17 protein-coding genes are annotated in these 22243 nt (G+C 74.0%); 9 read left to right on the top strand and 8 right to left on the bottom strand.

The genetic code is table 11. From position 1 onward, the window contains the following. Positions 1-121: 121 nt before the first annotated feature. Positions 122-526: an SHOCT domain-containing protein gene (locus ACERZO_RS02975; RefSeq protein WP_372661248.1), complete on the bottom strand. Its 405-nt coding sequence runs from the start codon at positions 524-526 to the stop codon at positions 122-124. Positions 527-636: 110 nt separating this feature from the next. Next, entirely contained in the window at positions 637-3294 is a 2658-nt protein-coding gene (locus ACERZO_RS02980) for a LuxR C-terminal-related transcriptional regulator (protein ID WP_372661251.1), read from the bottom strand. 118 nt (positions 3295-3412) lie between these two features. Here ACERZO_RS02980 and ACERZO_RS02985 point away from each other — a divergent pair, with 118 nt between their 5' ends. Both ACERZO_RS02985 and ACERZO_RS02990 read left to right on the top strand, forming a co-directional pair. After that, the gene (locus tag ACERZO_RS02985; RefSeq protein ID WP_372661254.1) at positions 3413-3763 is read left to right on the top strand and encodes a hypothetical protein; all 351 of its coding nucleotides are present in this window, start codon (positions 3413-3415) and stop codon (positions 3761-3763) included. After that, positions 3760-3990: a hypothetical protein gene (locus ACERZO_RS02990; RefSeq protein WP_372661258.1), complete on the top strand. Its 231-nt coding sequence runs from the start codon at positions 3760-3762 to the stop codon at positions 3988-3990. The genes ACERZO_RS02985 and ACERZO_RS02990 overlap by 4 nt, the downstream gene beginning before the upstream one ends. Positions 3991-3995: 5 nt before the next feature. Here ACERZO_RS02990 and ACERZO_RS02995 read toward each other — a convergent pair whose 3' ends face one another. Continuing rightward, a complete protein-coding gene (locus ACERZO_RS02995) occupies positions 3996-5372 on the bottom strand; it encodes a DUF2252 domain-containing protein (RefSeq protein WP_372661261.1) in 1377 nt (458 codons plus the stop codon). A gap of 309 nt (positions 5373-5681) precedes the next feature. Continuing rightward, on the bottom strand, positions 5682-6188 hold the full coding sequence (locus ACERZO_RS03000) for a DUF1269 domain-containing protein (protein WP_372661263.1): 507 nt from the start codon (positions 6186-6188) through the stop codon (positions 5682-5684). Positions 6189-6388: 200 nt separating this feature from the next. Here ACERZO_RS03000 and ACERZO_RS03005 point away from each other — a divergent pair, with 200 nt between their 5' ends. Further along, the gene (locus ACERZO_RS03005; protein ID WP_372661266.1) at positions 6389-6850 is read left to right on the top strand and encodes a DUF7144 family membrane protein; all 462 of its coding nucleotides are present in this window, start codon (positions 6389-6391) and stop codon (positions 6848-6850) included. A gap of 103 nt (positions 6851-6953) precedes the next feature. Then, positions 6954-9509 (top strand): LuxR C-terminal-related transcriptional regulator, encoded by a 2556-nt coding sequence (locus tag ACERZO_RS03010; RefSeq protein ID WP_372661269.1) that lies wholly within the window; start codon positions 6954-6956, stop codon positions 9507-9509. Between the two features lie 4 nt (positions 9510-9513). Here ACERZO_RS03010 and ACERZO_RS03015 read toward each other — a convergent pair whose 3' ends face one another. Continuing rightward, a complete protein-coding gene (locus tag ACERZO_RS03015) occupies positions 9514-10737 on the bottom strand; it encodes an AI-2E family transporter (RefSeq protein ID WP_372661272.1) in 1224 nt (407 codons plus the stop codon). A gap of 250 nt (positions 10738-10987) precedes the next feature. Between ACERZO_RS03015 and ACERZO_RS03020 the strand changes: the two genes are divergently transcribed. Together ACERZO_RS03020 and ACERZO_RS03025 are read left to right on the top strand one after the other, a co-directional pair. After that, the gene (locus ACERZO_RS03020; RefSeq protein ID WP_372661275.1) at positions 10988-11980 is read left to right on the top strand and encodes a zinc-binding dehydrogenase; all 993 of its coding nucleotides are present in this window, start codon (positions 10988-10990) and stop codon (positions 11978-11980) included. Positions 11981-12038: 58 nt separating this feature from the next. Next, positions 12039-13040 carry an RNA polymerase subunit sigma-70 gene (locus tag ACERZO_RS03025; RefSeq protein ID WP_372661278.1) on the top strand — a complete coding sequence of 334 codons (1002 nt, stop codon included), beginning with the start codon at positions 12039-12041 and terminating at the stop codon, positions 13038-13040. 70 nt (positions 13041-13110) lie between these two features. Here the strand turns inward: ACERZO_RS03025 and ACERZO_RS03030 are convergent, their stop codons facing one another. The 3 genes from ACERZO_RS03030 to ACERZO_RS03040 form a co-directional block, all read right to left on the bottom strand. After that, on the bottom strand, positions 13111-15948 hold the full coding sequence (locus ACERZO_RS03030) for a tetratricopeptide repeat protein (protein ID WP_372661281.1): 2838 nt from the start codon (positions 15946-15948) through the stop codon (positions 13111-13113). Positions 15949-16106: 158 nt separating this feature from the next. After that, positions 16107-17387 (bottom strand): hypothetical protein, encoded by a 1281-nt coding sequence (locus tag ACERZO_RS03035; RefSeq protein WP_372661284.1) that lies wholly within the window; start codon positions 17385-17387, stop codon positions 16107-16109. Next, a complete protein-coding gene (locus ACERZO_RS03040) occupies positions 17387-17788 on the bottom strand; it encodes a hypothetical protein (RefSeq protein WP_372661287.1) in 402 nt (133 codons plus the stop codon). Before ACERZO_RS03040 ends, ACERZO_RS03035 begins: the two co-directional genes overlap by 1 nt. Positions 17789-17951: 163 nt before the next feature. Between ACERZO_RS03040 and ACERZO_RS03045 the strand changes: the two genes are divergently transcribed. The 3 genes from ACERZO_RS03045 to ACERZO_RS03055 all read left to right on the top strand — a co-directional run bounded on the left by ACERZO_RS03045 (position 17952) and on the right by ACERZO_RS03055 (position 22239). Then, positions 17952-19568 carry a PAS domain-containing protein gene (locus tag ACERZO_RS03045; RefSeq protein ID WP_372661290.1) on the top strand — a complete coding sequence of 539 codons (1617 nt, stop codon included), beginning with the start codon at positions 17952-17954 and terminating at the stop codon, positions 19566-19568. Positions 19569-20172: 604 nt separating this feature from the next. Further along, positions 20173-21432, top strand: coding sequence for an acetyl-CoA hydrolase/transferase family protein (locus ACERZO_RS03050; protein WP_372661293.1), 1260 nt, complete (start codon positions 20173-20175; stop codon positions 21430-21432). Between the two features lie 297 nt (positions 21433-21729). Then, entirely contained in the window at positions 21730-22239 is a 510-nt protein-coding gene (locus ACERZO_RS03055; protein WP_372661296.1) for a flavodoxin family protein, read from the top strand. Positions 22240-22243: the final 4 nt, after the last annotated feature.

A 22243-nucleotide genomic window follows, 5' to 3' on the forward strand; every position in this document is an offset into this window, starting at 1 on the left:
ACCGTCCACGGCCGCAGGCCCTGGTCGACCGGGAGGGCGTAGTAGAGGCAGAGCAGCGCGGTGACCGTGCCCAGCGGGCGGAGCACCGCGAGGTGGACGAACCGCCACCGCCGTGCCGCGCTCACCGCGCGAGGGCTTTCCGCTTGAGCGTCTCGTACTCGGCGTCGTCGATGACGCCCTGCTCCAGCAGCCGGCGGGCTTCGGCGATCTGCGCCGCGCCCGTGGTGTCCGAAGTGGACACCGAGCGCACGTAGTCGTCGAACCGGTGCCGTGCGGCCGTTTCCCGGGCCCGCTGCCGCTCGACGAGGTGCCGGCCCTGGGTGCACAGGTAGAGCAGGACGCCGACGATCGGCAGCACGATCACCAGGACCGTCCAGCCGGCCTTGGCCCAGCCGGACACGTCGGCGCGGCGGTAGAGGTCGCCGAAGGCCACGAACAGCAGCCAGAACCAGGCGATCCAGCAGAAGAACACCAGCATCGTCCACATCAGGTTCAAGAACGGGTACTCCGCGTTCGCCAGGGCCATGACATCTCCTCAACCGGGATCGGGGCCAGGCACGCTGCGGCGTGCCCGGCCCACTCGACACCGATCCCGGGACCGCCCGCCTCACCCGCGCCGGGTGGGACGAGCGCGTGTCAGACCGTGAAGTCGGCGACCTCGGTGTCGAGCAGGCCGCGCTCCTGCGCGATCGCCACGGCCTCGCGCCTGCTGCGGACGTCGAGCTTCGCGTAGATGCCGCGGACGTGGGTCTTGACGGTGTTCGGCGAAACGGTCAGGTCCTCGGCGATCTCGTCGATCGACCGCTGCGTCGGCAGCAGGCGCAGGACGCTGCGTTCGCGTTCGGTCAGCGGAGCGGGCATCGGCGGCGTCCGCAACCGGCGCCGCAGGGCGAGGATCTCGCCCGCGAACCGTTCGCCGGTGCCGAGCGCGCCCAGCCGGCTGGTCAGGAACGCGACCAGCTCGGGCGGGGCGAAGACGAACGGGAACCGGACGCCGGTGGGTTCGGCGACGCGCAACGCCTCGTCCAGCAAGCGGATCGCCCGCTCCCGCGCCCCGCCGGCCAGCGCGGCCTGCACCCCGACCAGCGACGCCTCGATCGCCACCCACGGCAGCGCCACCGGGACGCCGTCGTCCACCAGCGACCGCAGCACCGAGCTCGCCCCGTGGTGGCGGCCGAGCCGCAGCTGCGTCCGGGCGCGCATCAGCAGCAGCTCACCGGAACCGGCGAGGATCGGATGGGCCCAGCGCACGGCCTCCCGGGCCTGGCTCGCCGCCCCCAGCCGCAGCGCCGCCCGCTGTTCCAGCACCGCGCACAGGGCCGCGTGACCCGGTGGGCAGGTCCGCCCGGTCCCGAGGCGGGTGCGGGCCCGGCGCATCCGCCGCAGTCCCGCGTGCCAGCTGCCGAGTTCGAATTCGGCGGCCCCGCGCAGGGTTTCGGCGATCAGCCGGAGGTCGTGGGCGGCCCGTGCGGGGGCGTCCCCGAGGAGGCGGCCGATCCGCTTGGCGTGGGTGAGGCACTCGGCGGGTTCGCCGCGCAGCAGGGCGCCGTAGGCCAGCAGCGCGCACGCGTGCGCTCCCTGCACCGACCGCGGGTGCTCCTGCTGCGGCCGCCGCGCTTCGGCCCGGCGGGCCAGCGTCTCCATCACCCGGTAGTCGCCGTCGTAGCCGGCCAGTTCGCCCAGGGTGGTGAGGCACCGGGCGACCGTGAAGTCCTCGGCGCGCCGCTCCGCGGTGTCGAGGACGCGGACGAGCACCGCCCGGGCCGCGGTGCGGTCGTGGCCGGCGGACAGGACGGTGGTCCGGTGCAGGGTGGCGAGATCGCCGAGACCGGCGTCGGCGGCCAGGTGCTCGTCGATCTGCTCGGCCGCGCGGGCGGCCTGGGCCGGGGTGCGGTCGAGCTGCGTGAGCCGGGCGTACGCCAGCTGCCGCAGCACGGTCAGCTCCGCCGTCGGCCGGTCCGGCCACGCCGCTTCGGCCCGGGCCAGCTGCAGGCCGGCCGCCGACGTCTCCGCCGCCTCCAGGCACAGCGCGGCCGAGATCAGCGCCGCCAGCGGGTCGGCCTCGACCCGCCGGTTCTCGAGCACCGTGAGGGCCGGGCGCAGGACGTGGTGCGCGCCCGCGAGGAACAGCGGCACGGCGTTCTCCCGCAGCAGGGTGGCGACCCGGGCGGGATTGCCCGACCGGACGCTGTGCAGCAGCGCCGGTGCCGGCCGGCCGTGCTCGGCGAACCAGCGGGCCGCGGTCGCGTGCAGGGTCCGGTTCCGGTCCGGGGCGCGTCGCCGCAGCTCGGCGCGCAGGTAGGTGCGCAGCAGCGGCGTCACGCGGTGCTCCGGCGGCGTGCCGCCGGAGTCGACGACCCGGAGGGCAGGTTCGCTCAGCTCGCGCAGCATCGCCTCCGCGTCCGCGCGGCCGCAGAGCACCGGCGCGAGACCCGCCGGCACCTCGTCGCAGATGCTGATCGTGCGCAGCACCTCCCGCTGGACCGGGGTGAGCGGCGCGAGGACCTCGTCCGTCAGGTAGTCGCGCACCGCCGCGTCGCGGCCGGTGTCGAAGTCCCGCAGGCTGCCGTGCCGGGCGGCGGACGCGGCGGCGAGGCGCAGCGCGGCGGGCCAGCCCCCGGTCCGCGCGACGAGCGGGCCGATCTCGTCCGCCGGTACCGCCGCGGCGAGCAGCGCCGCCGCTTCGGCGGCGGAGAACCGCAGCCGCTCGGCGCCGATCTCGACGAGCCGGTCCGCGAGCCGGGTCCGGCCGAGCGGCAGGGGTGGTTCCCGTCGGCTCGAGACGACCAGGCGCAGTCCCGCCGGCTGGTGGCGGACCAGCGCCCGCACGCCGTGCCACGGACCGGGCGCGGTGATCTCCTGGGCGCTGTCGAGGACGAGCACGACGGGCTCGGGCAGCGTGTCCAGCGCGTCGGCGACCCGGGCCAGGAACGCGAGGTCGGTGCCGGGTGCCTCGGGTACTTCCAGCCGCCGCAACGGGTTGCGGTCCGGGATGCGGCCGCACTGCGCCAGCGAGTCGAGGACCGCGGACCAGAAGAGCCGGTCGTCGTTGTCGTCGGCGTCGGCGGACAGCCAGGCGACCGTGTCGCTGCCCCGGCGCCGGGCCCAGTCGGCGAGGAGCACGGTCTTGCCGAACCCGGCCGGGGCGCCGGCGAACACCATGGCCGCTTCGTTCACCCCGTCGAGCAGATCGAGCAGCCGCGGCCGCGCCACGAGGTCCGCCGGCGGCGCCGGAACGGTGGTCTTCGCTTTCGGGACCCGTCTTCGGGGCGGGTCGTCGCGGCGCTGGTTCATGCGCGATTCTCCTTCGCACTCGGTTCCGGACATTCTCGGCGGATCCTGCCACGCAATTAGCTCGGCTCACCCGCTGCGGGCGAGGAAATCGATGGCGGCGCGCAGAATCGTGTGCCGCGTGAAAAGCCGAGGAGATTCCCCGAAAAGCCGTCGCGGCGGCGGCTCGCGCCGATTCGCCGCCACCCAGTTCCTCTGGCTCGGGCCGGGTGAGGTCGTGGTGCTGGACGTGCTGCGGACGGGCCGGGTCGGCGTCGGCTCGGTCCTGCTCTGGCTGGTCGTGACGGCCGGCGCGCTGGTTCCGGTGCCCGAGCTGCGGCTCGGCGTCCGCGCCGGCGCCGACCTCGTCGCCCGGCTGCTGTTCCTGCCGGCGCGCGGCTGGTCGGTGGCGGTCGTGCTGCTCGACGTGGTGGTGCTCGCCCGCGCGTGGTATTCGGCGGGCCGCCCCCGGCGGGACGGAGACGTCCGGTGAGCGGGCCCGCCCTCCTCGCCGGCGTCAATTACGTCTTCCGCGGGTGCGGCGCGATTACCGAACGGTTCATCGTCGGCGTCGAAGATTTGCGGGGCGTGCTCGTCGTGCCCGTTCCGCCGGAAACGATCGTATTCGGCACGGTGGCCGACTCGCGCGACCTGCCCCGGATCCTGGGGCGGCTCGAGGCGCTCGGGTGGCACGTGGCTTCCGTGCACCAGGTCCGGTGACCCCGTCACGACCCGGACGCCGCGGTGACGTGCCCGAGGCGTATCGCGTCGCGCAGGGCCGCGTGGTCGCGCTCGTTCTGGTCCGCGCAGGCCACCGCGAACTCCCGCACGGCTTCCGCGAACGCCGGACCTGAGCCGAGGTAGGCGGCGATCGCGAGCGGGTCGCCGGTGCGCGCGTGCGCCCGCGCCAAGGTCCAGCCGCACAGGCGGGCGTGGGAGCGCAGGACGTCCGGGGTCATCGGGGTGACGTCGCAGGCGAGCCGCCCGCCACGCAGCCGCCGCACGTGGAAGTCGCGGGCGCACCCGTCGAAGCCGGTGTCGCGCGCCCAGCCGAGGAAGACGTCCCCGGTGGCCTGGATCAGCCGCTGCCCGGCGACCACCCGCCGCCCGGGGCCGCCCCGCACGACGGCGCCGGTGTACTCCTGCAGCACCGACGGCCCGGCTTCCTTCAGTTGCAGGAAGAGCGGATCCCCGGTGCCCGTCCGCGCGAGCAGCGCCACCCAGCAGCGGGTGCCGGCGCCGCCCGGTCCGGGCACGGTGCGGCCGACGTCGGCCAGCCGGTAGCGGTCCAGCAGCGCCCGCCGCGCGGGGCCGAGCGTCTGCCGGTAGCGCGAAAGCACCGCGTCGAGCCGGTCCGCGAGCGTCGCCGGGTCGCCGTCGCCGGCGAGGTGACCGGCCGGGACGACCACCGGTGGCCGGGTCGCCAGCCGCAGCCGGCCGTCCCGGACTTCGGTGAACCGGCGCCCGCCGGTGCCGCGGGCCGAGGCGCGGGACCCCGCCGGACCCAGGTGGTGGGCCGCGACCACGCGCAGCGTCCGGGCGTCGGCCGGGGCGAAGAAGATCTCGAGCGACGTCCGGCGCGCGAAGTCGTGCATCGCGAGGCGGTAGGACTCCACGGCGGTGACCACCGTGCGCCGGCGCTGGGCCGCCGGGTGCCCGATCTCGCGGCCGGTCACCTCGAAGCTCGCCGCGAGCCGTTTGACGTCCCATTCCCAGGGCGCGCGCAGGGTTTCGTCGAAGTCGGCGAAGTCGAACACGATCCGGCGGCCCTGCGCCGCGAACAGGCCGAAGTTGGCCAGCTGGGCGTCTCCGCACGCCTGGACCGCGAACCCGGTCCGCGGGGTCTTCGCGAGATCGGCGGCCGCGGGCAGGGCGGCGCCGCGGAAGTAGGCCGGCGGCGAGGCGGCCAGCCGGCCGTAGCGCAGCGGCAGCAGTTCCGGCACCCGGCCGGTGTCCTGGCGGGCCAGCAAGGCGATCGGGTCGCCGCGTTCGCCGGGGCCGGGGAAGGCGGCGTGGTCGGCGGCCGGCACGGCGATGCGCGCGGCGCGGGCCCGGGCGGTCCGCACGTCGGGAGCGGCGGTGTCCTTTTCGGTGAGGGTCATGCGACGGATCGTGGGCCGCGGAACCCGGCCGGGGCGTCGCCCGCCGCGGGTGAAGCGGGAGTCATCCACCACGGGTGACGACCCGGCCGCGCCGGGGCCGCAGGGTGGGCGGTGGAGGCGCGGTGCGGCGGACCGGGCGGGGCCGTCGGCGCTGCGGGGAACGTCCCGGGGATCTCCGAGGCCACCGCGACCTCCCGCGGGTGGCCCGCGGCGACGCTCGGGGGCGCCGCCGCGGGCCACCCGCTCCGGCGAGCACTCTTTCCGGTGGGCTGATCGGAACAACGGCCGCCGCCGACCGGAGGTACTGCGCTACCGGCGATCCCGCCGCGGTGCTTCGCCGAACGCGTCCCACAGCCGGGTTTCCTCCTCGTCGGACAGGTCGGTGCTCAGCAACGTCGCCCCGGTTTCCTTGAACGGTTCGACCGCCCGGTCCAGCACTGTGCGGTCCGACATCACGAACAGCGCGGACGTCCCGGGGGTCACCCGGCTCCGCACGGTGCCGACGAACTCGCGGTCGACGCCCACGTGGGCCAGGGATCCCGACAGCGCCCCGATCGCCGCGCCGACGGCCGCGCCGAGCAACGGGACGAGGAAGATCAGGCCGAACAGCAGGCCCCAGAACGCTCCGCCCAGCGCGCCGGCGCCGGTCAGCGAGCCGAGATCCCGGGTCCGCGGCTTCTTCCGTCCTTCCGGCCAGCTCACGCAAGCCGCGTCGGCGATGGAGATCAGCTGCTGTTTCTGCAGCTGCCGAAGCAGATCCAGGGCGTTTTCGGCGCCTTCGACGGTGGGGAACCGCCACACGGTCAACGTGGCCACGACGTCCTCCTCGGTCGGGATCGGTGGTCTGCCGAACTGTTTCCCGGGCTTCGACGTGCGGCATCGCCCACGCCACGTGAGCCGGCCGGGTCTCGCGGCCGGACACCCGATCTCACCTGGGGCGGGCGAGGACCGGCGGACCGGCGACCGACCATGATCGCCCGGGTCCGCAGCCCGTCGACCAACGAGGAAGAGGGATCATGACCGAACCCATGCAGCCCCGGGCCGGAACGACCGGTGCCCGGGCAGCCCTCCCGCCGGAGCGGGCCGTCGCCCGGTCGCGGCGGGTCGGCTGGATCTGGTTCGCCGGGGCGATCACCGTCCTGGCCGGACTGTTCAACGTGGTCGAAGGCGCGGTCGCGCTGTTCGACCGGGACTACTACGTCATCGGCCCGTCCGGTCTGCTCGTGCTCACCCTGGCCGGCTGGGGCTGGCTCCACCTGATCGTCGGCGCGCTGGTCGTGCTCACCGGCATCGCGTTGTTCACCGGTGCGCAGTGGGCGCGGGTCGTCACGGTCGCGTTCGCCGGGTTCAACGCGCTGGCGCAACTGGTCTTCCTGTCCGCGTACCCGATCTGGGGCGTGCTCGTGATCGCGCTCGACGTCCTCGTGATCTGGGCCGTCATCGTGCACGGCGACGAATCCACGTACGAAATCTGGTGACCCCGGCGCCGCGCCCGCACGCCGGTGATCAGTACAGTCGTGGGCTCCGCCCGGCGTCGACCGCGGAACCGGGGCGAACTCTCCCGACCACCGAGAGGTTCACGTGCCCGATCGAACGACGACCCCGTTCCGGCCCGTCCCCGGTGGCAAGGTCGCGGTACCGCGCCTGCCGGGCACCTTCGTCCCCCGTCCCCGGCTGGGGACGCTGCTGGACCGCGCCACCGCCCGGCCCGTCACCGTGGTCCGCGCGCCGGCCGGCGCCGGCAAGACCACCGCCCTGGCGTGCTGGGCCGGCGACGGCCACGACGTCGCCTGGGTGGCGCTGGACGAAGACGACAACGACGAATCCCGGCTGTGGGCGGCGATCCTGCACGCGCTGCGCCGATGTCCCGCGGTCCCCGGCGACCGTGGTCTGGACCGGCTCGGCCCGCCGTCGCCCGGGCGGCGGCGGGCCTTCCTGGCCGACCTCGACGACGCGCTCGCCGGGCCGGCCCGGCCGGTGCGGCTGGTGCTGGACGACCTGCAGGAGATCACTCGCCCGGAGCCCCTGGCGGCGCTCGCGGACCTCGTGCACCGGGCGCCGCCGGGCGTGCGGCTGGTGCTGGCCACCCGGGTCGAGCCGCGGCTGCGGCTGGCCCGGCTGCACGTCGAGGGGGTGCTGTCCCGGGTGGACGCGGCCGAACTCCGGTTCACCGCCAAGGAAACGACGAACCTGCTGCGGGCGACCGGCGCCGCGGTGAGCGACGAGCGCGTCCGGGAACTCACCGAACGCACAGCCGGCTGGCCCGTGGCCCTGGGCTGGGCCGCGGTTTCGGTGCGCGAGGCCGAAAACGCGGACGCGCTCGTCGCCGCCGTCACCGGAGACGAGCGCGCGGTGGCGCGGTTCTTCGCCGACGAAGTGCTCTCGCGGCTGCCCGCCCCGACGTCGGATCTCCTGCTGTGCCTGAGTGTCTGCGACGCCGTCGGCCCGACGCTCGCGGTCCGCCTGTCGGGCCGCCACGACGCCGGGGCGGTCCTGGACGAACTCGAGCGCGCGATGGGGCTCGTCACGCGCACGCCGGCCGACACCTACCGGCTTCCGCCGCTGCTGCGGGGATTCCTGCGTGCCGAACTGGCCCGGCGGGACCCGGGCCGGGTGCTGCGGCTGCACGGGATCGCCGCGCGGTGGTTCGCCGGCGAAGGGCGGTTCGGGGACTCGCTCCGGCACGCCGTCGCGGGCCGCGACCGGCAGCGCGTCCTTTCCCTGGCCCGGGAACACGCCGTGCGCCAGGCGCTGGCCGGCGACGGCGATCCGGTGCGGGTCGCGCTCACCCACCTGGGCCCCGCTACGGTCGCCGCGCACCCGCCGCTGCGGCTGGCGTCCGCGCTGGAGCACATCCAGCGCGGGGAGCTCCCGCGCGCCGCGGCCGACCTCGGGGGAGCGGACCCGGGCGAAGACCGGTGGTTCCTCGCGGTCCGCCACCTCGCTCTGGTCAGTGGTGCCCGGCCGCCGGAAACCGGGGCGACGGCGCGGCCCCCGGACGCCGATGCCTGGGCGAACCTCGACCTCGCGTGGCGGTCGCTGCACCGCGGTGCCCGCCGGTACGCCGCGACGCGCGCGCAGGAAGCGCTGCGCCTGGCCCACGACGAACGGCTCGACCACCTCGTGCTGCACAGCCGGCTGGCGCTGGCCGTCGCGACGGCGCTGCACGGCGAGCACGTGGCGATGCGACGAGCCGGTACGGGCGCCTTGGCCGTCGCGCGCCGGCACGGCTGGCGCCGGTCCCCGGGCGTCGCCGAATGCCACCTGCTGCTGGCCTACGACGACCTGATGCGCGCCGAACCGGTCGCCGCGGCCCGGGAACTGGCCCAGGCGGCGTCGGCGGAGGTGCGCGGAGGGCCGCCCCTGCTGGCACCGCTGCGCGAGTTCTTCGACGGCATGGTGCGCTTCGACGACGGCGACAAGGGCGCCGGCTCGCAGGTGATGCGGGCGGCCCGGCACCGGCTCGCCGAGGTCGAACTGCCGCGCGAGGTCGTCGCCGTGTGCGCGGTCGCGGAATACCACGCGGCGCTGGACCTCGGCGAAGGGCTGCACGCCGCGGAGGTGCTCGCCTGGGTGCACGAACGGCTGCCCGGCAGCGGCGAGCTGGCCGTGCTGCGGGTGCGAGCCCACCTCGCGGCCGACGAAACCGAAGCGGCCGAAGGGGTTCTGCGGGAAACCGCGGCCGCACCGTCGGTGCTGCCCGCTACCGCGGTCGACCGGTGCCTGGCCGAAACCGCGCTCGCGCTGCGGTCCCACCGGCGGACGAAGGCCCTGCACGCGCTCGACCGGGCGCTCGCCCTCGCCCGGCCGAACGGGCTGGTGCGGCCGTTCGCGCTCGCCGAGCCGCGGGTCGGGCACCTGCTGATCGACCACTCGGGCGGGTTCGGCTCGCTGGACCGGTTCGCGCAGGCGGTCCGCGGCCGGCTCGTCCCGCACGCCCGGCCGAGCGGCCTGACCGACCGCGAGCAGGTGGTGCTGCGCCGGCTGCCGTCCCCGCGTTCGCTGGACGAGATCGCCTCCGACCTCACCGTGTCGGTCAACACCGTCAAGACCCACGTGCGGGCCATCTACGGCAAGCTCGGGGTGAACAACCGGCGCTCCGCCGTCGTGGTCGCCCGCCAGCACGGCCTGACCTGAGGGCTCATCCGTCGTCGCGGCGCGGGGCCGACAGCAGCGCCTCCGCCCAGCGGGCCCGCGGGTCGACGTCCACCAGCAGCGCCTTGGCCAGCAGGGTCGCCGGCACGGCGAGGACCGCGCCGAGCGGGCCCAGCAGCCAGGTCCAGAACACCAGCGCGAGCACGGTGACCAAAGTGGACAGACCGACCGAGCCGGCGACGAACTTCGGCTGGATCAGCGACTGCACCACGAAATTCAGCAGTGCGTAGACGACGAGCACCACGAGCAGGTCGCGCCAGCCGCCGTCGAGCAGGGCGAGGAACGCGGGCGGCGCCACGCCGATCACGAACCCCACGTTCGGGATGTAGTTGGTGACGAACGCGAGCAGGCCCCACAGCACCGCGCCCGGGATCCCGAGCAGCGCCAGCGCGGTGGTGTCGAGCGCCGCCACCAAGCCGCCGAACACCGTCGTCACGAGCAGGTAGCGGCGCGTGCCCACCGCGAAACCCCGCAGCGAAGCGGAAATCCACGGCCGGTCGCGCGCGATCCGGCCGAGCCGTTGGCCCGCCCAGGCCGTTTCGGCGCTCAGGAACAGCAGGAGAGCGAGCAGGAAAGCCAGGTTCGTCACCAGGCCACCGACGCCGGCGAGCAGGGAACCGGCCAGGCCGGCCAGTTTCCCGGCGTCGACCGACGACAGCATCGCGCGCAGCTCCGGCTCGTCGACGCCGAACCGGCCGAGCAGGCCCAGCCCGTCGCGCAGCAGCTCGTCGAGCCGGCCGGTGTAGTGGGGGACCAGCGCCGACAGCTGCGCGACCGAGATCACGACGACCAGGAAGAAGACGAGCAGGACGGCGTAGACGCTGGCGGCCAGCACGGCGACGGTCAGCCAGCGCGGCAAGCCCTTGCGCCGCAGCCAGGTCCGGATCGGGTCGAGGGTGATGACGACGACGAGGGCGAGGAAGACGGGCCCGGCGAACCAGGCGACCGCCTGCACCCCGGCCAGCACGACCACCGCGGCGGCGGCGCCGAGCAGCACGACGAGCGCGCGGGGGAGGGAGCTGCCGCCGGTCCCGTCTCCGGGTGGCCAGGGGACCGGCGGCAGGTGCCCGCCTGCGCCGAAGCGATCGGCGAGTCCCCGGAAGCGGTGCCGGGTGGGGCGGCGCTCCTGCCGCTCGCCGGCCGCGGCCCGCTTCCGCCGGGGCGAGCGGAACCGGTGGGCCGGGAAGTCGGTGACTGAAGCTCGCACCATGCGGATCCTCCGGAGTCAGGCGGCCGTGCCAGCCTCGCGCGTCCCGCGGGGCCACGCGTCACCCGGCGCGGGCGAAACCCGTGGTGCGGAACGGGTCCCGGAGCGTTCGTGCGCAGTCGGCGAAGCGACGTGCCTCGACCGGTGTCCGGAAGGCGCGGATCGGGGGTCGATTCCTTTCCGGGTTCACCGGGGTCTCCCCCTCGACCGCACGGCCCGCCGAGGCGGGCGTCCGAGAAGAGAGCAGACAACCATGACCTATCCCGCCACCATGCGAGCCCTGCGCCAGGACTCCCTGGCCGGGCCGCAAGACATGCGCCTGATCACCGACGCGCCGGTGCCGGCTCCCGGCCGGGGCGAGGTTCTGGTCCGGGTCCTCGCCGCCGGGGTCAACTTCGCCGACGTCTCGAAAGCGCGCGGTACGTTCCGGGACGGCCCGCGGCCTCCCTACGTGGCCGGCTTCGAGGCGGCCGGCGAGGTGGTGGCGGTGGGCGAGGCGACCACCGGCCCGCGGCCGGGGACGTGCGTGGTCGGTGTCGGTGACGGGGCTTTCGCCGAGTACGCGGTCCTGCCGGCCGCGGCGGCGATGCCGGTGCCGCCCGGCTGGACCGCGGTGCAGGCACTGGGCCTCGTCGTGAACCTGCCCACCGCGCTCGCCGCGCTCAAGCCGCTCGGCCGGGTCGCGGCCGGGGAGACCGTGCTCGTCCACGCCGCGGCGGGTGCGACCGGCCAGGCCGCGGTGACCCTGGCGAAGCACTACGGGGCGGCCGTCATCGGGACCGCGGCGCCGGCCAAGCACGAAACCGTGCGCGCGCTCGGAGCCGACCACGTCCTGGACTCCCACGCCGGCGACCTCGCCGCGGAAGTCCGGCGGCTGACCGATCGCGCCGGCGTCGACCTGGTGCTGGAGTCGGCGGGTGGCGGCACCTTCGCGGCGAGCCTGGCCGCGGTCAAGCCGGTCACCGGCCGGGTCGTCGTCTACGGCCTGGCGGGCGGCGAAGCCTCGCTGACCAACTGGGAGCTGGTGTACCGGTACCCGGTGCACGTCATCGGCCTCAACATCGGCACGCTGATCCGGGCCGCGCCCGGCGTCTTCGGCGAGGTCTTGGGCGAACTGGCCGCGCTCGTCGCCGCCGGGGTCGTCGCGCCCGCCGAACCCGTCACCCACGACCTGGCCGACGGCCCGAAGGTTCTGGCGGACCTGGCGGGCCGGGGGACCGTCGGCAAGCTGGCCCTCCTGCCCTGAGCCCGCTGACCTGCGGTTCGATCCCTTTCCCGGGGTGTTCCGGTCGTACCGGGCGACAATGTCGACCGGCCGGGACGAGGAGCGACACATGGCAGACGGGCGATCCGCGGACCGGGACCGGTTCGCCGCCGAGACGGAGGGGCTCCGCCGGGAGCTCCTGGCGCACTGCTACCGCATGGCCGGCTCGGTGCACGACGCCGAGGACCTGGTGCAGGAGACCTACCTGAGGGCGTGGCGTGGCTACGCCGGTTTCGAGGGGCGTTCGTCGATCCGGTCGTGGCTCTACGCGATCGCCACCAACGTCTGCCTGACCGCGTTGTCGGCGCGCCGGGTGCTGCCTTCGGGACTGAGCGGTCCCGAGGGCAGTCCCGGTGTGCCACCGAGCCAGGCCGCGCCGGGGGAGGTGCCGTGGCTCGAGCCGGTGCCGGACCACTGGGTCGCCGACCCGGCGGCAGTGGTGGTCGCGCGGGAGTCGCTCCGGCTGGCACTGATCGTCAGCCTGCAGCACCTGCCGGCCCGGCAGCGCGCGATCCTGATCCTGCGTGAGGTGCTGGCGTTCACCGCACCCGAAACGGCGCGGATCCTCGGAACCACCACGGCGGCGGTGAAGAGCGGCCTGCAGCGTGCCCGCGCCCGGCTCGACGACCTCGGGACACCGCCCGAGGACTCGCTCGAACCGGCCGACGAGCGGGCGCGGGCATTGCTCGAGGGCTACATCGCGGCGTTCGAACGCTCCGACGCCGGCCTGCTGGAGCGGGTGCTGCGCACGGACGCCACGTTGGAGGCGACCCCGTTCCGCCAGTGGTACTCCGGCCGGGCGGACTGCCTCCGCGCGCTCGACACCTTCGTGCTGGGAAAGCCGGGCGACTGGCGGATGACCGCGACGAGCGCCAACGACCAGCCGGCGGCCGCCGTGTACCACCGGGCGGCCGGCGGAGCGCTGCGGGCGCACGGCATTGTCGTGCTGACCGCGACGCCGACCGGCGTTTCCCGCGTGGTCGAGTTCCACGACCCGGCGCTGGTTTCGACGTTCGGCTTCCCGGATCGGCTGCCGGCGTGATCAGGTGGGCCGGGCTGAAGATCGCGACGGCGGGAGGAAACCGGCCCGGCAGCGACGGCGGCCAGGCCCGTCACCAGGACGATCGCCAGGCGGTCGCGAGCTCGGTCATGATGTCCGCGATCACTCCCGGCTCGATTCGAACCAGTTCCTTCACCGGATAATGCCAGCTGGTGAGTCTCAAGATGTCCGCGAGTGCGTGGGTGCCGCGCTGACGATCACTCCTGCGAGCCACTGACAGCAGCGCTTCCGCCTCGTGCTCCGACTGGCTGATGGAGCGGGCGATTTCTTCGGCGCGTTCGAGCTTGCCCGCTTCGGTCATCGCCTCGACCACGGATACCAGGGCCTGCGCCTGCCGGCCGGCTTCGGTGATGGAGCGCGCGATCGTCTCGGCGTGTTCGAGGTTGCCGGCCTGAGTCAGCGCTTCGGCCAGGGACATCAAGGCCTGTGCCTGGTGGCCGGGTTCGGTGATGGAGCGGGCGATCGTCTCGGCGTGCTCGTGGTCACCGGTGGCAACCACCGCGCCACTCACCAAGACCAGTGCGCGCGCCTGCTGACCGGGGTCGGTGATCGAGCGTGCGACCGCTTCGGCGCGCCGGTGCTCCCCGACCCTGGACAGGGTTTTCACCAGGGACACCAGCGCTCGGGCCTGCTGGCCGGGTTGGGTGACGGAGCGGGCGATCGCTTCGGCGGCATCGGGCCGGCCGGCGTCGGCCGCTGCTCCGGCCAGGGCGGCCCGCACTCGTGCCTGACGGCCGGGGTGGGTGATGGAACGGGCGATTGCCTCGGCGCGTTCGATGTCGCCTGTCCTGGCCACCGAGCCGGCCAGCCGGACCAGCGCTTCGGCCTGCTCGTCGGGGTCGGCGATGGAGCGGGTGTCCGCTTCGGCCCGGTCGACGAGTTCACGGGCGTCTTCGCGCCTGCCGGCTCCTGCCAGCTTCCCGGCCAGCGAGACCAGCAGCCGGGCCTGCCGGCCGCGTTCGGTGATGGCGCGTGCGATCGCTTCGGCGCGCTCGTGGTTCCCGGTATCGGAGACGGCCTCGGACAGCGAGCTCAGCGCGTGTGTTCGGTGAGCGGGCCGCGTGATGGACCGGGCGATCGCCTCGGCCCGGTCGGCGAGATCGCCGGTGGGTTCGTGGTGGCAGGCCTCGGCCATGGTCTCCACCAAGGACGTCAGGGCCTGTGCCCGGTCGTCGGGGTTGGCGATGCAGGAGGTGCTCTCCGTTGCCTCTTCGACAAGCCGGCGAACGCGCTCGTGGTCGCCGGCCTCGATCGCCGCCTCGGTCACCGACATCAGTGCCCGGGTCCGCTGGCCCGGTTGGGTGATGGAGTGCGCGAGTGCTGTCGCGTGCTCGTGGTTGCCGGCCGCGGCCGCCGTCTCCACCAGGGACATCAGCGCCTGAGCCTGCTGCCCGGGCTCGGTGATCGAGCGCGCGATCGCTTCGGCGCGTTCGTGGTTCCCGCCGTCGGCGATGGTTTCGGCCAGCGACTTCAACGCCGCCGCCCGCCTGCCGGGTTCGGTGATGGAGCGGCAGATGGCTTCCGCGTCTTCGTACTTGCCCGCTCTGGCCATTGTTCCGGCCAACGACATCAGCGACCAAGCACGGTCATCGGGCCGGGTGTCGGAGCACGCGATCGCCGCGGCGCGGTCGTGGTCACCTGCCTTCGCCGCTGTTCTGGCCAAGGACATCATGGCCTCCGCCCGCTCGTCGGGCTCGACGATGGTGCTGACGATCTTCTCGGCGTGGTCGAGAAACCGACGCCCCGGCTCTTCGTGGCCGGCCTCCGAGAGCGCCTCGGCCACCGACATCAGCGCCCGCGCCTGGTGGTGGGGCCGGGTGTTCGAGTGAGCGATCGTCTCGGCCTGGTCGAGAAGCCGGTGGGCGCGCTCGTGGTCGCCGGCCCGGGAGACGGACTCCGCCACCGACATCAGCGCTCGTGCCCGGTGACCGATCCGGGGAATCGAGTGGGCGATCGTCTCGGCGTGCTCGTGCTCGTGCTCGCCTGCCTTGACCAGTTCCCTGACGAGCCACACCAACGCCTGGTCCCGGAGGCCGGCCCGGGGAGCGGAGCGGGCGATCGTCTCGGCGCGCGCGTGGTCGCCGGCCCTGGCCACCGCTCTGACGAGCGACACCAGCGCCCTCGTCTGGAGGCTGGGCCGGTTGCTCGCGTGCATGATCGCCCTTGCCTCGTCGAGGAGGCGCTGGGCGTGCTCGTGGTCGCCGGCCTCGGCGACCGCCTCGACCACGGACATCAGCGCTCGTGCGCGGTGGTCGGTCCGGGGGATGGAGCGGGCGATCGCCGCGGCTCGCTCGTGGTCGCCCGTCTTGGCGACTTCCCGGACGAAGGAGGCCGATATCTGCCTTTGCAGGCCGGCCTGGCCGATGTGGTGGGTGACTGTCGCGACTTGATCGAGGAGCCGACGGGCGCGTTCGTGGTCGCCGGTCTCGAACACCGCCCTGGCCACCGACATCAGTGCGCGTGCCCGGCGGGCGGGCCAGGTGATGGAACCGGCGGTGGCCTCGGCTTGGTCGAGGAGGTCGCGGGCGCGTTCTCGGCCGTCGGCCTTGAACACCGCCCTGGCCACCGCGGCCAGCGCCCGGGCCCGGTGGTCGGGCCGGGGAATGGAGCGGGCGAGCGTTTCGGCGCGTTCGTGATCGCCGGTCGTGGCCAGTGTCCCGGCCAGCGAACTCAGCGCCGCCGCCTGTTCGTCGGGTTCGGCGATGGAGCGGGCGATCGCCTCGGCTCGAGGGTGGTCACCGGCCTCCGCCACCACCTCGGCCAGCGAACGCAGCGCGGCTTCCTGGTGACCGGGTTCGACGCTCCGGGCGATCGCCTCGGCCCGGTCGAAAAGCTCGGCCGCTTGCCGGAGATTTCCGGCCGTCGACAACGACCGGGCGATCGACGCCACCGCGTATGCGCGATCACCGAGGTCAGGCAAGGAATCCGCCAGCGATTCAGCTCTGCCGAGGCGGCCGAGTGCCGCCCACGCGGCCGGCAGATCGGGAGGGATGTTGCTGCTTCTTGCCACGAGGTGGTCGCGATGGATGGCCAGGCGGACCAAGGCGATCAGATCCGGTTATCTTCCGCCGCGATGGTGTCCTGGGTCGTGGTGATCTCGGACAGGACTCCGGCGTCACCTCCGGAAAGGGCGCGCAGCCGATCCTGCCGAGCGGGATCGATGGCGACGGCTGTCATCCGCTGCCCGTCGCCGGCCGCCTGGAGCATGCGGAAGTAGCCGCGCAGCAGGTATTCCGGCGTGTCCGCGGGCCAGCGCCGTACCCGGTACTGCCCGGCCCAGGTGTGCAAGCGGTCGCGGTAGCCCGCCACCCGGCGAGGCCCCAGCATCGTCAACGCCGTGACCTGCAGCTCCTCGTGACCCAGCAGGAAGACATCGGGCCCGTCGGCCCGGAAGTGGCTGTCGCGGGTGGTGAAGCTGCGCCCGGTCACGGTGCGCAGCCGATCGTCGACCTCCCATTCCGACCAGCCCGTCAGCTCCGCGAGATCCGCCGTGGACAACCCGCCGCCGGCCGCGGCGACCAGGCCGAGCAGATCTTGTTCCGCGACCGTCCCGCGCAGCAGCCTCTTCAGTTCGCGCTGGGTCTCTTCCTGGATGGCCCGCGCTTCCGGCGAGGGAGTCAGCGGCCGGATCGTGGCCTCGTTCCGCAGGGGGTGGTGCGCGGGCACGTCCGACGGGATCGGGGGATTCGGCCGCCCCGTGACGACGACCCGCATTCCGGCGGGCGGTTCGGCGGGAAGCAGGGCGGCGATGCTGTGCGCGTCCGGACCGTCGTGGACTCCTCGATCCTCGTCCAATCCGTCCACCAGCAGAACGAGCCGTTCACCGCGACGTTCGCAGGCTTCGGCCGCCTCGGCGAGCAGGCCGAGCAGGTGCGCTTCGCGGTTCGACTCGGTCAGGAGGCTGGGCGGGCTCTCGTCCAGCAGCGCCAGCAGCTGTTCCAGCACGTTGTCGATGAAGGCGCCGCGGTCGTTCTGAGCCGCCAGCCGCGCGGTGACGAAGAACGACACCACCCGCACCCCCGCCGGGGGGTGCAAGACGAACCAGGAGGTCAACGCCGATTTGCCCGACCACGCCTTCGCGCGCAACCAAAGGTAGGTGCCTGCCGTCGTCTTCGCGGTGCAGAATTCGGCCAAGCGGGCCAGCTCCGCACTTCGCCCGATCAGCCGCACCGGGGCGATCCGCTTGACCTGCCGGCGGTACCGGGTTCGCACCGGGGTACCCGTCAGCAGGTTGACATCACCCGTGTGGACGCCGGAATTGGCGTAGCCGCCGGTAGCGGTCGCGGAGCCGCTGCCGGTCACCGTCACCCGTTTCCCGTGCGCCGTCATCAGTCCAGCTCTACGCCGCTCACGGCGTCCCCACCTCCGGACGCCTGTGCGTCGCCCGTACGTTCCATTCGTATCGAGCCGACGTCCTTGCCCGCTTTGGCGGAGACACCCGTCACCGCTTTGCCGTGGGAAGTCGCATTCGCTCGACCGGTTTCCGAAACCACGATCGATCTTCCGGTTCCGGGGGCGCGCACCACTGCCCACACCGCCACACCGACCGCGGCGACCGCGCCGAGGGCTGACACCGATGTGGCGACTTTGTTGGCGTCATCCCACCGCAGGATCGCCAGCCACCCGCCCAGACCCGCCACCAGCACGCAGGTGACGAGTATCGCGATTCGTCCGATCGTCATACCGGATTCAATCGCGGAACACCGGAAAGCTGCAAGGCGATCGGCCATCGGAAACGGCCCCGTTGGTGGCGATTTTCGCACCACGAGGCGATATCCCCGGACGGCGGTACGGAAGTGCGCGCGGTGCTCCGGTGGTGCTAAACATGCAGACGGTCGAACCGGGTGCGTCGAGGCCGGACATGCCGGCTGCCCGGTGCGGGAACGAGGCGTGATGGAGCAGTTCGTGGACTTCACCGCCGTGTTCCTGGCGGGCCCGTCACCGATGGCGGTGTTGTCCCGGGAGCTGGTTTTCCTCGCCGTGAACGACGCCTATCTGGAGGTTTCCGGCCGCGGTCGCGAGGAGCTCGTCGGGCAGGATGTGTTCACCGCCTTCCCCGACAACCCCGACGACCCCCGCGGGGCCCGGACCCTGCGTGCATCGCTGGATCGCGTCCTGGCGACCGGGCAGCGGCACGTCATGCCGCTGCAGCGCTACGACGTCGCCGTGGCCGGGCAGCCCGGGGTGGTCGAGCAGCGCTTCTGGAGCACGGTGAACGGACCCGTGTTCGGCGAGGACGGCTCGGTGCGGGGGATCCTGCACCGCGTGGAAGAGGTGACCCACTTCTTGGAGCGGCTGCCGTCGAACGGCGCCGGGGCGGGTGAGCGGCAGGCGATGCAGGCGGAGGTCTTCGCCCGCAGCCAGGAACTGCACCAGGCCAACGAGCAGCTGGCCGCGGCCGCCGGCATCACCGCCGCGGTGCTGGCCGACGCGCCGGCCGAGGATGTGCTGGAGCTGATCGCGGCCCGGGCGCGGTCCATCGCCGGGGTCGACCAGACGCTCGTCCTGGTGCCCGACGACGACCGCGCGCACCTCGTCGTCGCCGCCGCGGCGGGTGCGCAGGCCGATGCCTACCGGTCACTGCGGCTGCCGTTGACCGGCGCCGCCGGACCGGAGCCGCTGAGCGTTCGGGTCTTCCGGACCGGCCGCTCGGTGATCAGCGAGGACGCGTCGCCGGCCGCGCGGACCGCGGGACTCGGGCCCGAGGTGGCCGTCGGGGCCGCGCTGGGGGTGCCGCTGGGGCCGCCGGACGCCGTGCGCGGGGTCCTGGCCGTGGTCAACGCCCCGGGGCACCCGATCACCCCGACCAGCGTCGTCCGGTCGCTGGAGCTGTTCGCCGCCCAGGCCGCGATCGTCCTGGAACTGGCGGAGCGGCGCCGGGACGCGGTGCTCCTGTCGGTGCTGGACGACCGGGAGCGCATCGCGCGCGAGCTCAACACCGCGGTCGTCGGCCGGCTCTCGACGATCGCCACGGGGCTGACCGCCGCGCTCAAGATCAGCCGGCGCGAAGCCGCCGCGCGCCGGGTGCGCGAGGCCGCGTTGGCGATCGACGAGGTCATCCAGCAGCTGAACTCGGCGGTGTTCGCCATCCACACCGGACCCGCGCGCGAGCGGGCGCTGCACCGGCGCATCCAGGACCTCGTCGACGCGGCGGCCGAAGCCTCGGACCTCGCGATGACCTCGCGGCTCGACAGCCGGCTCGACACCGCGCTGCGCGGGCCGGTCCGGGACCGGCTGATGTCGGTCCTGGACGCCGTGTTGGCCGGGGTCGCCCGCCGATCGGGGGCCCGCCACGTGACCGTCACCGTCGAACTGCGGCCGGAACCCGTCCCGGGTTGCCTCTTCGCCCAGATCGAAGACGACGGCGCCCCGGCGTCGCCGGACGAGGACCTGGCCGGCCGGGCCGGACCCGGTGGCTCCCTCACGGTCGTCGGCCGCCCGGCCGGGGGAACGATCGTCACGTGGGAGTTCCCGCTGGCCGACGACGTCTCCGCCCCGGTGAAGCCGTAGCCCGCGAGAGGCGGCCGAGGACCGACGGCCTCGTCTTGAGAACCGTTGTGCGGTGTGCCGCGTTCGGTCGCCGGGCTCGCCGTGGTCGGCGGACCGGCACCGGGCTGACCGCGTTCGCCGACAGCGCCGTCCTGTTCACCGTCGCGCTGCATGGAGGCAGCGGATCGAAGGTCCGAGGTCACGTGTCCGGCCGGCGCTCGGGCCGGCAGGTCGTGCAGCTCGGTGGCCGACAGCGCGCCGCGGCTTGCGCCCGGGCGGGGACGGCTCGGCTCGGTGCCGCTTCACCAGCCGGATGGCGCGGCCGCGTTTCTCGGGCGCCGGCTCGCCGAGCACGGTGGCACCCCCAGCTTTCGGGGCGACGTCGAGCCGGTAGCCGGGGACGAGCCGGGCGTCGCCGGGGCCGAACTCGCCCCAGACCGAGCGCAGGTCGGGGGTGCGGCCGACCACGACGCCGGTCCGTCCCGTGAACCGGCCGCACCCGCAAGCCACTGGGGAAGCCGCCCGCCCGGGCGGGCCCGGGGTCGCGATCTACGCCGTGGACGGTCGATGCGAAGATCGTTTCGGCCACTCCGGACAACAACGGAATCCGCACGGAGGATCGCTGATGCGCGTCTTGTCGGAGAACCAGCTGAGCGCGGTGCTGGCCGGCGTCGCCGCGCCGCAGCCGAGAGTGGTCGTCAGCGGCAACTTCGCGATGCCGTCGCGGGCGGTGGCAGTGCTGGACGCCGCCCTGGCGGAGTACCGGCTGTTCGCGCTGAACGCCCGGGCCGGTGTCCCGGACCGGCCGGGCGTGCTGCTGGAGACGCCATTCGTGGGCCCGGGCATGCGGGGCCGGGCCGGGCTGCGGTACTTCCCGTCGCGCCTGTCGCTCGTGCCGCAGTTGCTCAAGCAGGCGCTGCCGCCGGACGTCGTGCTGGTGCACACCTCCGTGCCGGTGGACGGTGTCGTGTCGCTGGGCACCGAGGTCAACATCCTGCCCGCGGCGATCGAAGCCGTCCGGGCCCGCGGCGGCCTGGTGATCGCGCAGCTCAACCCGAACATGCCGTTCACCCACGGCGACGGCGTCCTGCCGGTCGACGAGGTCGACTACGCCCTGGAAGCCGAAGAACCGCTGACGTCGCCGGCTCCGCGCGAGCTGGGCGGCACCGCCCGGACCATCGGCGACCGGGTGGCCACCCTGGTCGCCGACGGAGCGACCCTGCAGCTGGGCATCGGCGGGATCCCCGACGCGACGCTGGCGGCGCTGACCGGCCGCAAGGGGCTCGCGGTGTGGTCGGAGATGTTCAGCGACGGCGTGCTCGCGCTCGACCGGGCCGGGGCGCTCGACCCGGCCGAGCCGGTGACGGCGTCGTTCGTGTTCGGCAGCACCGAGCTGTACAAGTGGGTCGACCGCAACCCCCGGGTCCGGCTGCTGCGGACCGAGAAGACCAACGACCCGGCGGTGATCGCCCGGCAGCGCGGCCTGGTCTCGGTCAACAGCGCCCTGGAGGTCGACCTGTTCGCCCAGGCCAACGCCAGCCGGGTGCGCGGGGCGATCTACTCGGGGTTCGGCGGGCAGACGGACTTCGTGGTCGGCGCGCTGCATTCTCCGGGCGGCCGGGCGATCATCGCGCTCCCGTCCTGGCACCCGAAGGCGGACGTGTCGACGGTCGTGCCCCGGCTGGCCGGTCCGGTGACGTCGTTCCAGCACAGTTTCCTGGTCAGCGAGCAAGGCGTCGCGACCATCTGGGGGCACGACGCGAGCGAGCAGGCCCGGCAGATCGTCGACCACGTCGCCCACCCGGACGCCCGGGAGGACCTGCGGGAACGAGGCCGGGAGCTGGGCTTCGCGCTGGGGACGAGCGAGGGCAGGCCGTCAGCTTGACCTCGGCCGGATTGCCCGCCGGCTGAGGCGAGCAGCGCGCGGCAGCGGTGCCGGCTCAGGGACGCTCATCGGCCTGGTACGCGAGCTTCGCCGGCCGCGTGCCCGCGAAGAGCGCCGCGGAGGCGATCGCCGGGGCGGGCGCTCGGGTCCGCAGTCTCACCGCGCGGGCTCCCCGGGCGGTGAGAGCAGATGGTCCCTCCGGCCGGTGACCGAGGTCCCCGGTGCCGGTGGCGTTCGCCGGCGGTCGCCACCCGTCGTGGCGCGATTTGCTGGGCTGGACCACCGGAAGGAGCGGAGATGCGGATCCTCGTCGTCTTCGAATCGATGTTCGGCGCCACCGAAGAGATCGCCGGGGCCATCGGCAAGGGACTGGCCGGGGCCGGCCCGGTCGAGGTGGTCAACGTCGACAAAGCGCCGCGGGACCTGACCGGGGTCGGTCTGCTCGTCGTCGGCGGCCCGACCCACGCGCACGCCATGAGCCGCGCCGCGACGCGGAAGGCGGCCGCCGACCAGACCGCGCAGCCCACCCGGTCGCACACCGGCGTGCGCGACTGGCTGGACTCCCTCGAGTCCGTGCCGGCGAAGCTGCCGGCCGCGACCTTCGACACCCGGCTGGAAAAGCCGCGCCTGCTCACCGGGGCCGCGTCGCTCGGTGAGGCCAAGCGGCTGCGCCGGCGGGGCTGCCTGCTCGTCCTGCCCGCCGAGAGCTTCTTCGTCGAAACCGAGCCGGCGGACGCCGGCCCGAAGCCCGGTGAGCTCGAGCGGGCCGAAGCGTGGGGTGCGGCCCTGGGCCGCGTCGTCTCCTGATCGC

The organism is Amycolatopsis kentuckyensis, from assembly GCF_041679295.1.
Classification (GTDB): Bacteria; Actinomycetota; Actinomycetes; order Mycobacteriales; family Pseudonocardiaceae; genus Amycolatopsis; species Amycolatopsis kentuckyensis_A.

Excerpts from the sequence above, each read along its gene's own strand:
- ACERZO_RS03040 (WP_372661287.1), bottom strand. The coding sequence starts at position 17,788 with ATGGCCGATCGCCTTGCAGCTTTCCGGTGTTCCGCGATTGAATCCGGT.
- ACERZO_RS02995 (WP_372661261.1), bottom strand. The coding sequence starts at position 5,372 with ATGACCCTCACCGAAAAGGACACCGCCGCTCCCGACGTGCGGACCGCC.
- ACERZO_RS02975 (WP_372661248.1), bottom strand. The coding sequence starts at position 526 with ATGGCCCTGGCGAACGCGGAGTACCCGTTCTTGAACCTGATGTGGACG.
- ACERZO_RS03015 (WP_372661272.1), bottom strand. The coding sequence starts at position 10,737 with ATGGTGCGAGCTTCAGTCACCGACTTCCCGGCCCACCGGTTCCGCTCG.
- ACERZO_RS03020 (WP_372661275.1), top strand. The coding sequence starts at position 10,988 with ATGACCTATCCCGCCACCATGCGAGCCCTGCGCCAGGACTCCCTGGCC.
- ACERZO_RS03025 (WP_372661278.1), top strand. The coding sequence starts at position 12,039 with ATGTCGACCGGCCGGGACGAGGAGCGACACATGGCAGACGGGCGATCC.
- ACERZO_RS03005 (WP_372661266.1), top strand. The coding sequence starts at position 6,389 with ATGACCGAACCCATGCAGCCCCGGGCCGGAACGACCGGTGCCCGGGCA.
- ACERZO_RS03050 (WP_372661293.1), top strand. The coding sequence starts at position 20,173 with ATGCGCGTCTTGTCGGAGAACCAGCTGAGCGCGGTGCTGGCCGGCGTC.
- ACERZO_RS02980 (WP_372661251.1), bottom strand. The coding sequence starts at position 3,294 with ATGAACCAGCGCCGCGACGACCCGCCCCGAAGACGGGTCCCGAAAGCG.
- ACERZO_RS03035 (WP_372661284.1), bottom strand. The coding sequence starts at position 17,387 with ATGACGGCGCACGGGAAACGGGTGACGGTGACCGGCAGCGGCTCCGCG.
- ACERZO_RS03055 (WP_372661296.1), top strand. The coding sequence starts at position 21,730 with ATGCGGATCCTCGTCGTCTTCGAATCGATGTTCGGCGCCACCGAAGAG.
- ACERZO_RS03045 (WP_372661290.1), top strand. The coding sequence starts at position 17,952 with ATGGAGCAGTTCGTGGACTTCACCGCCGTGTTCCTGGCGGGCCCGTCA.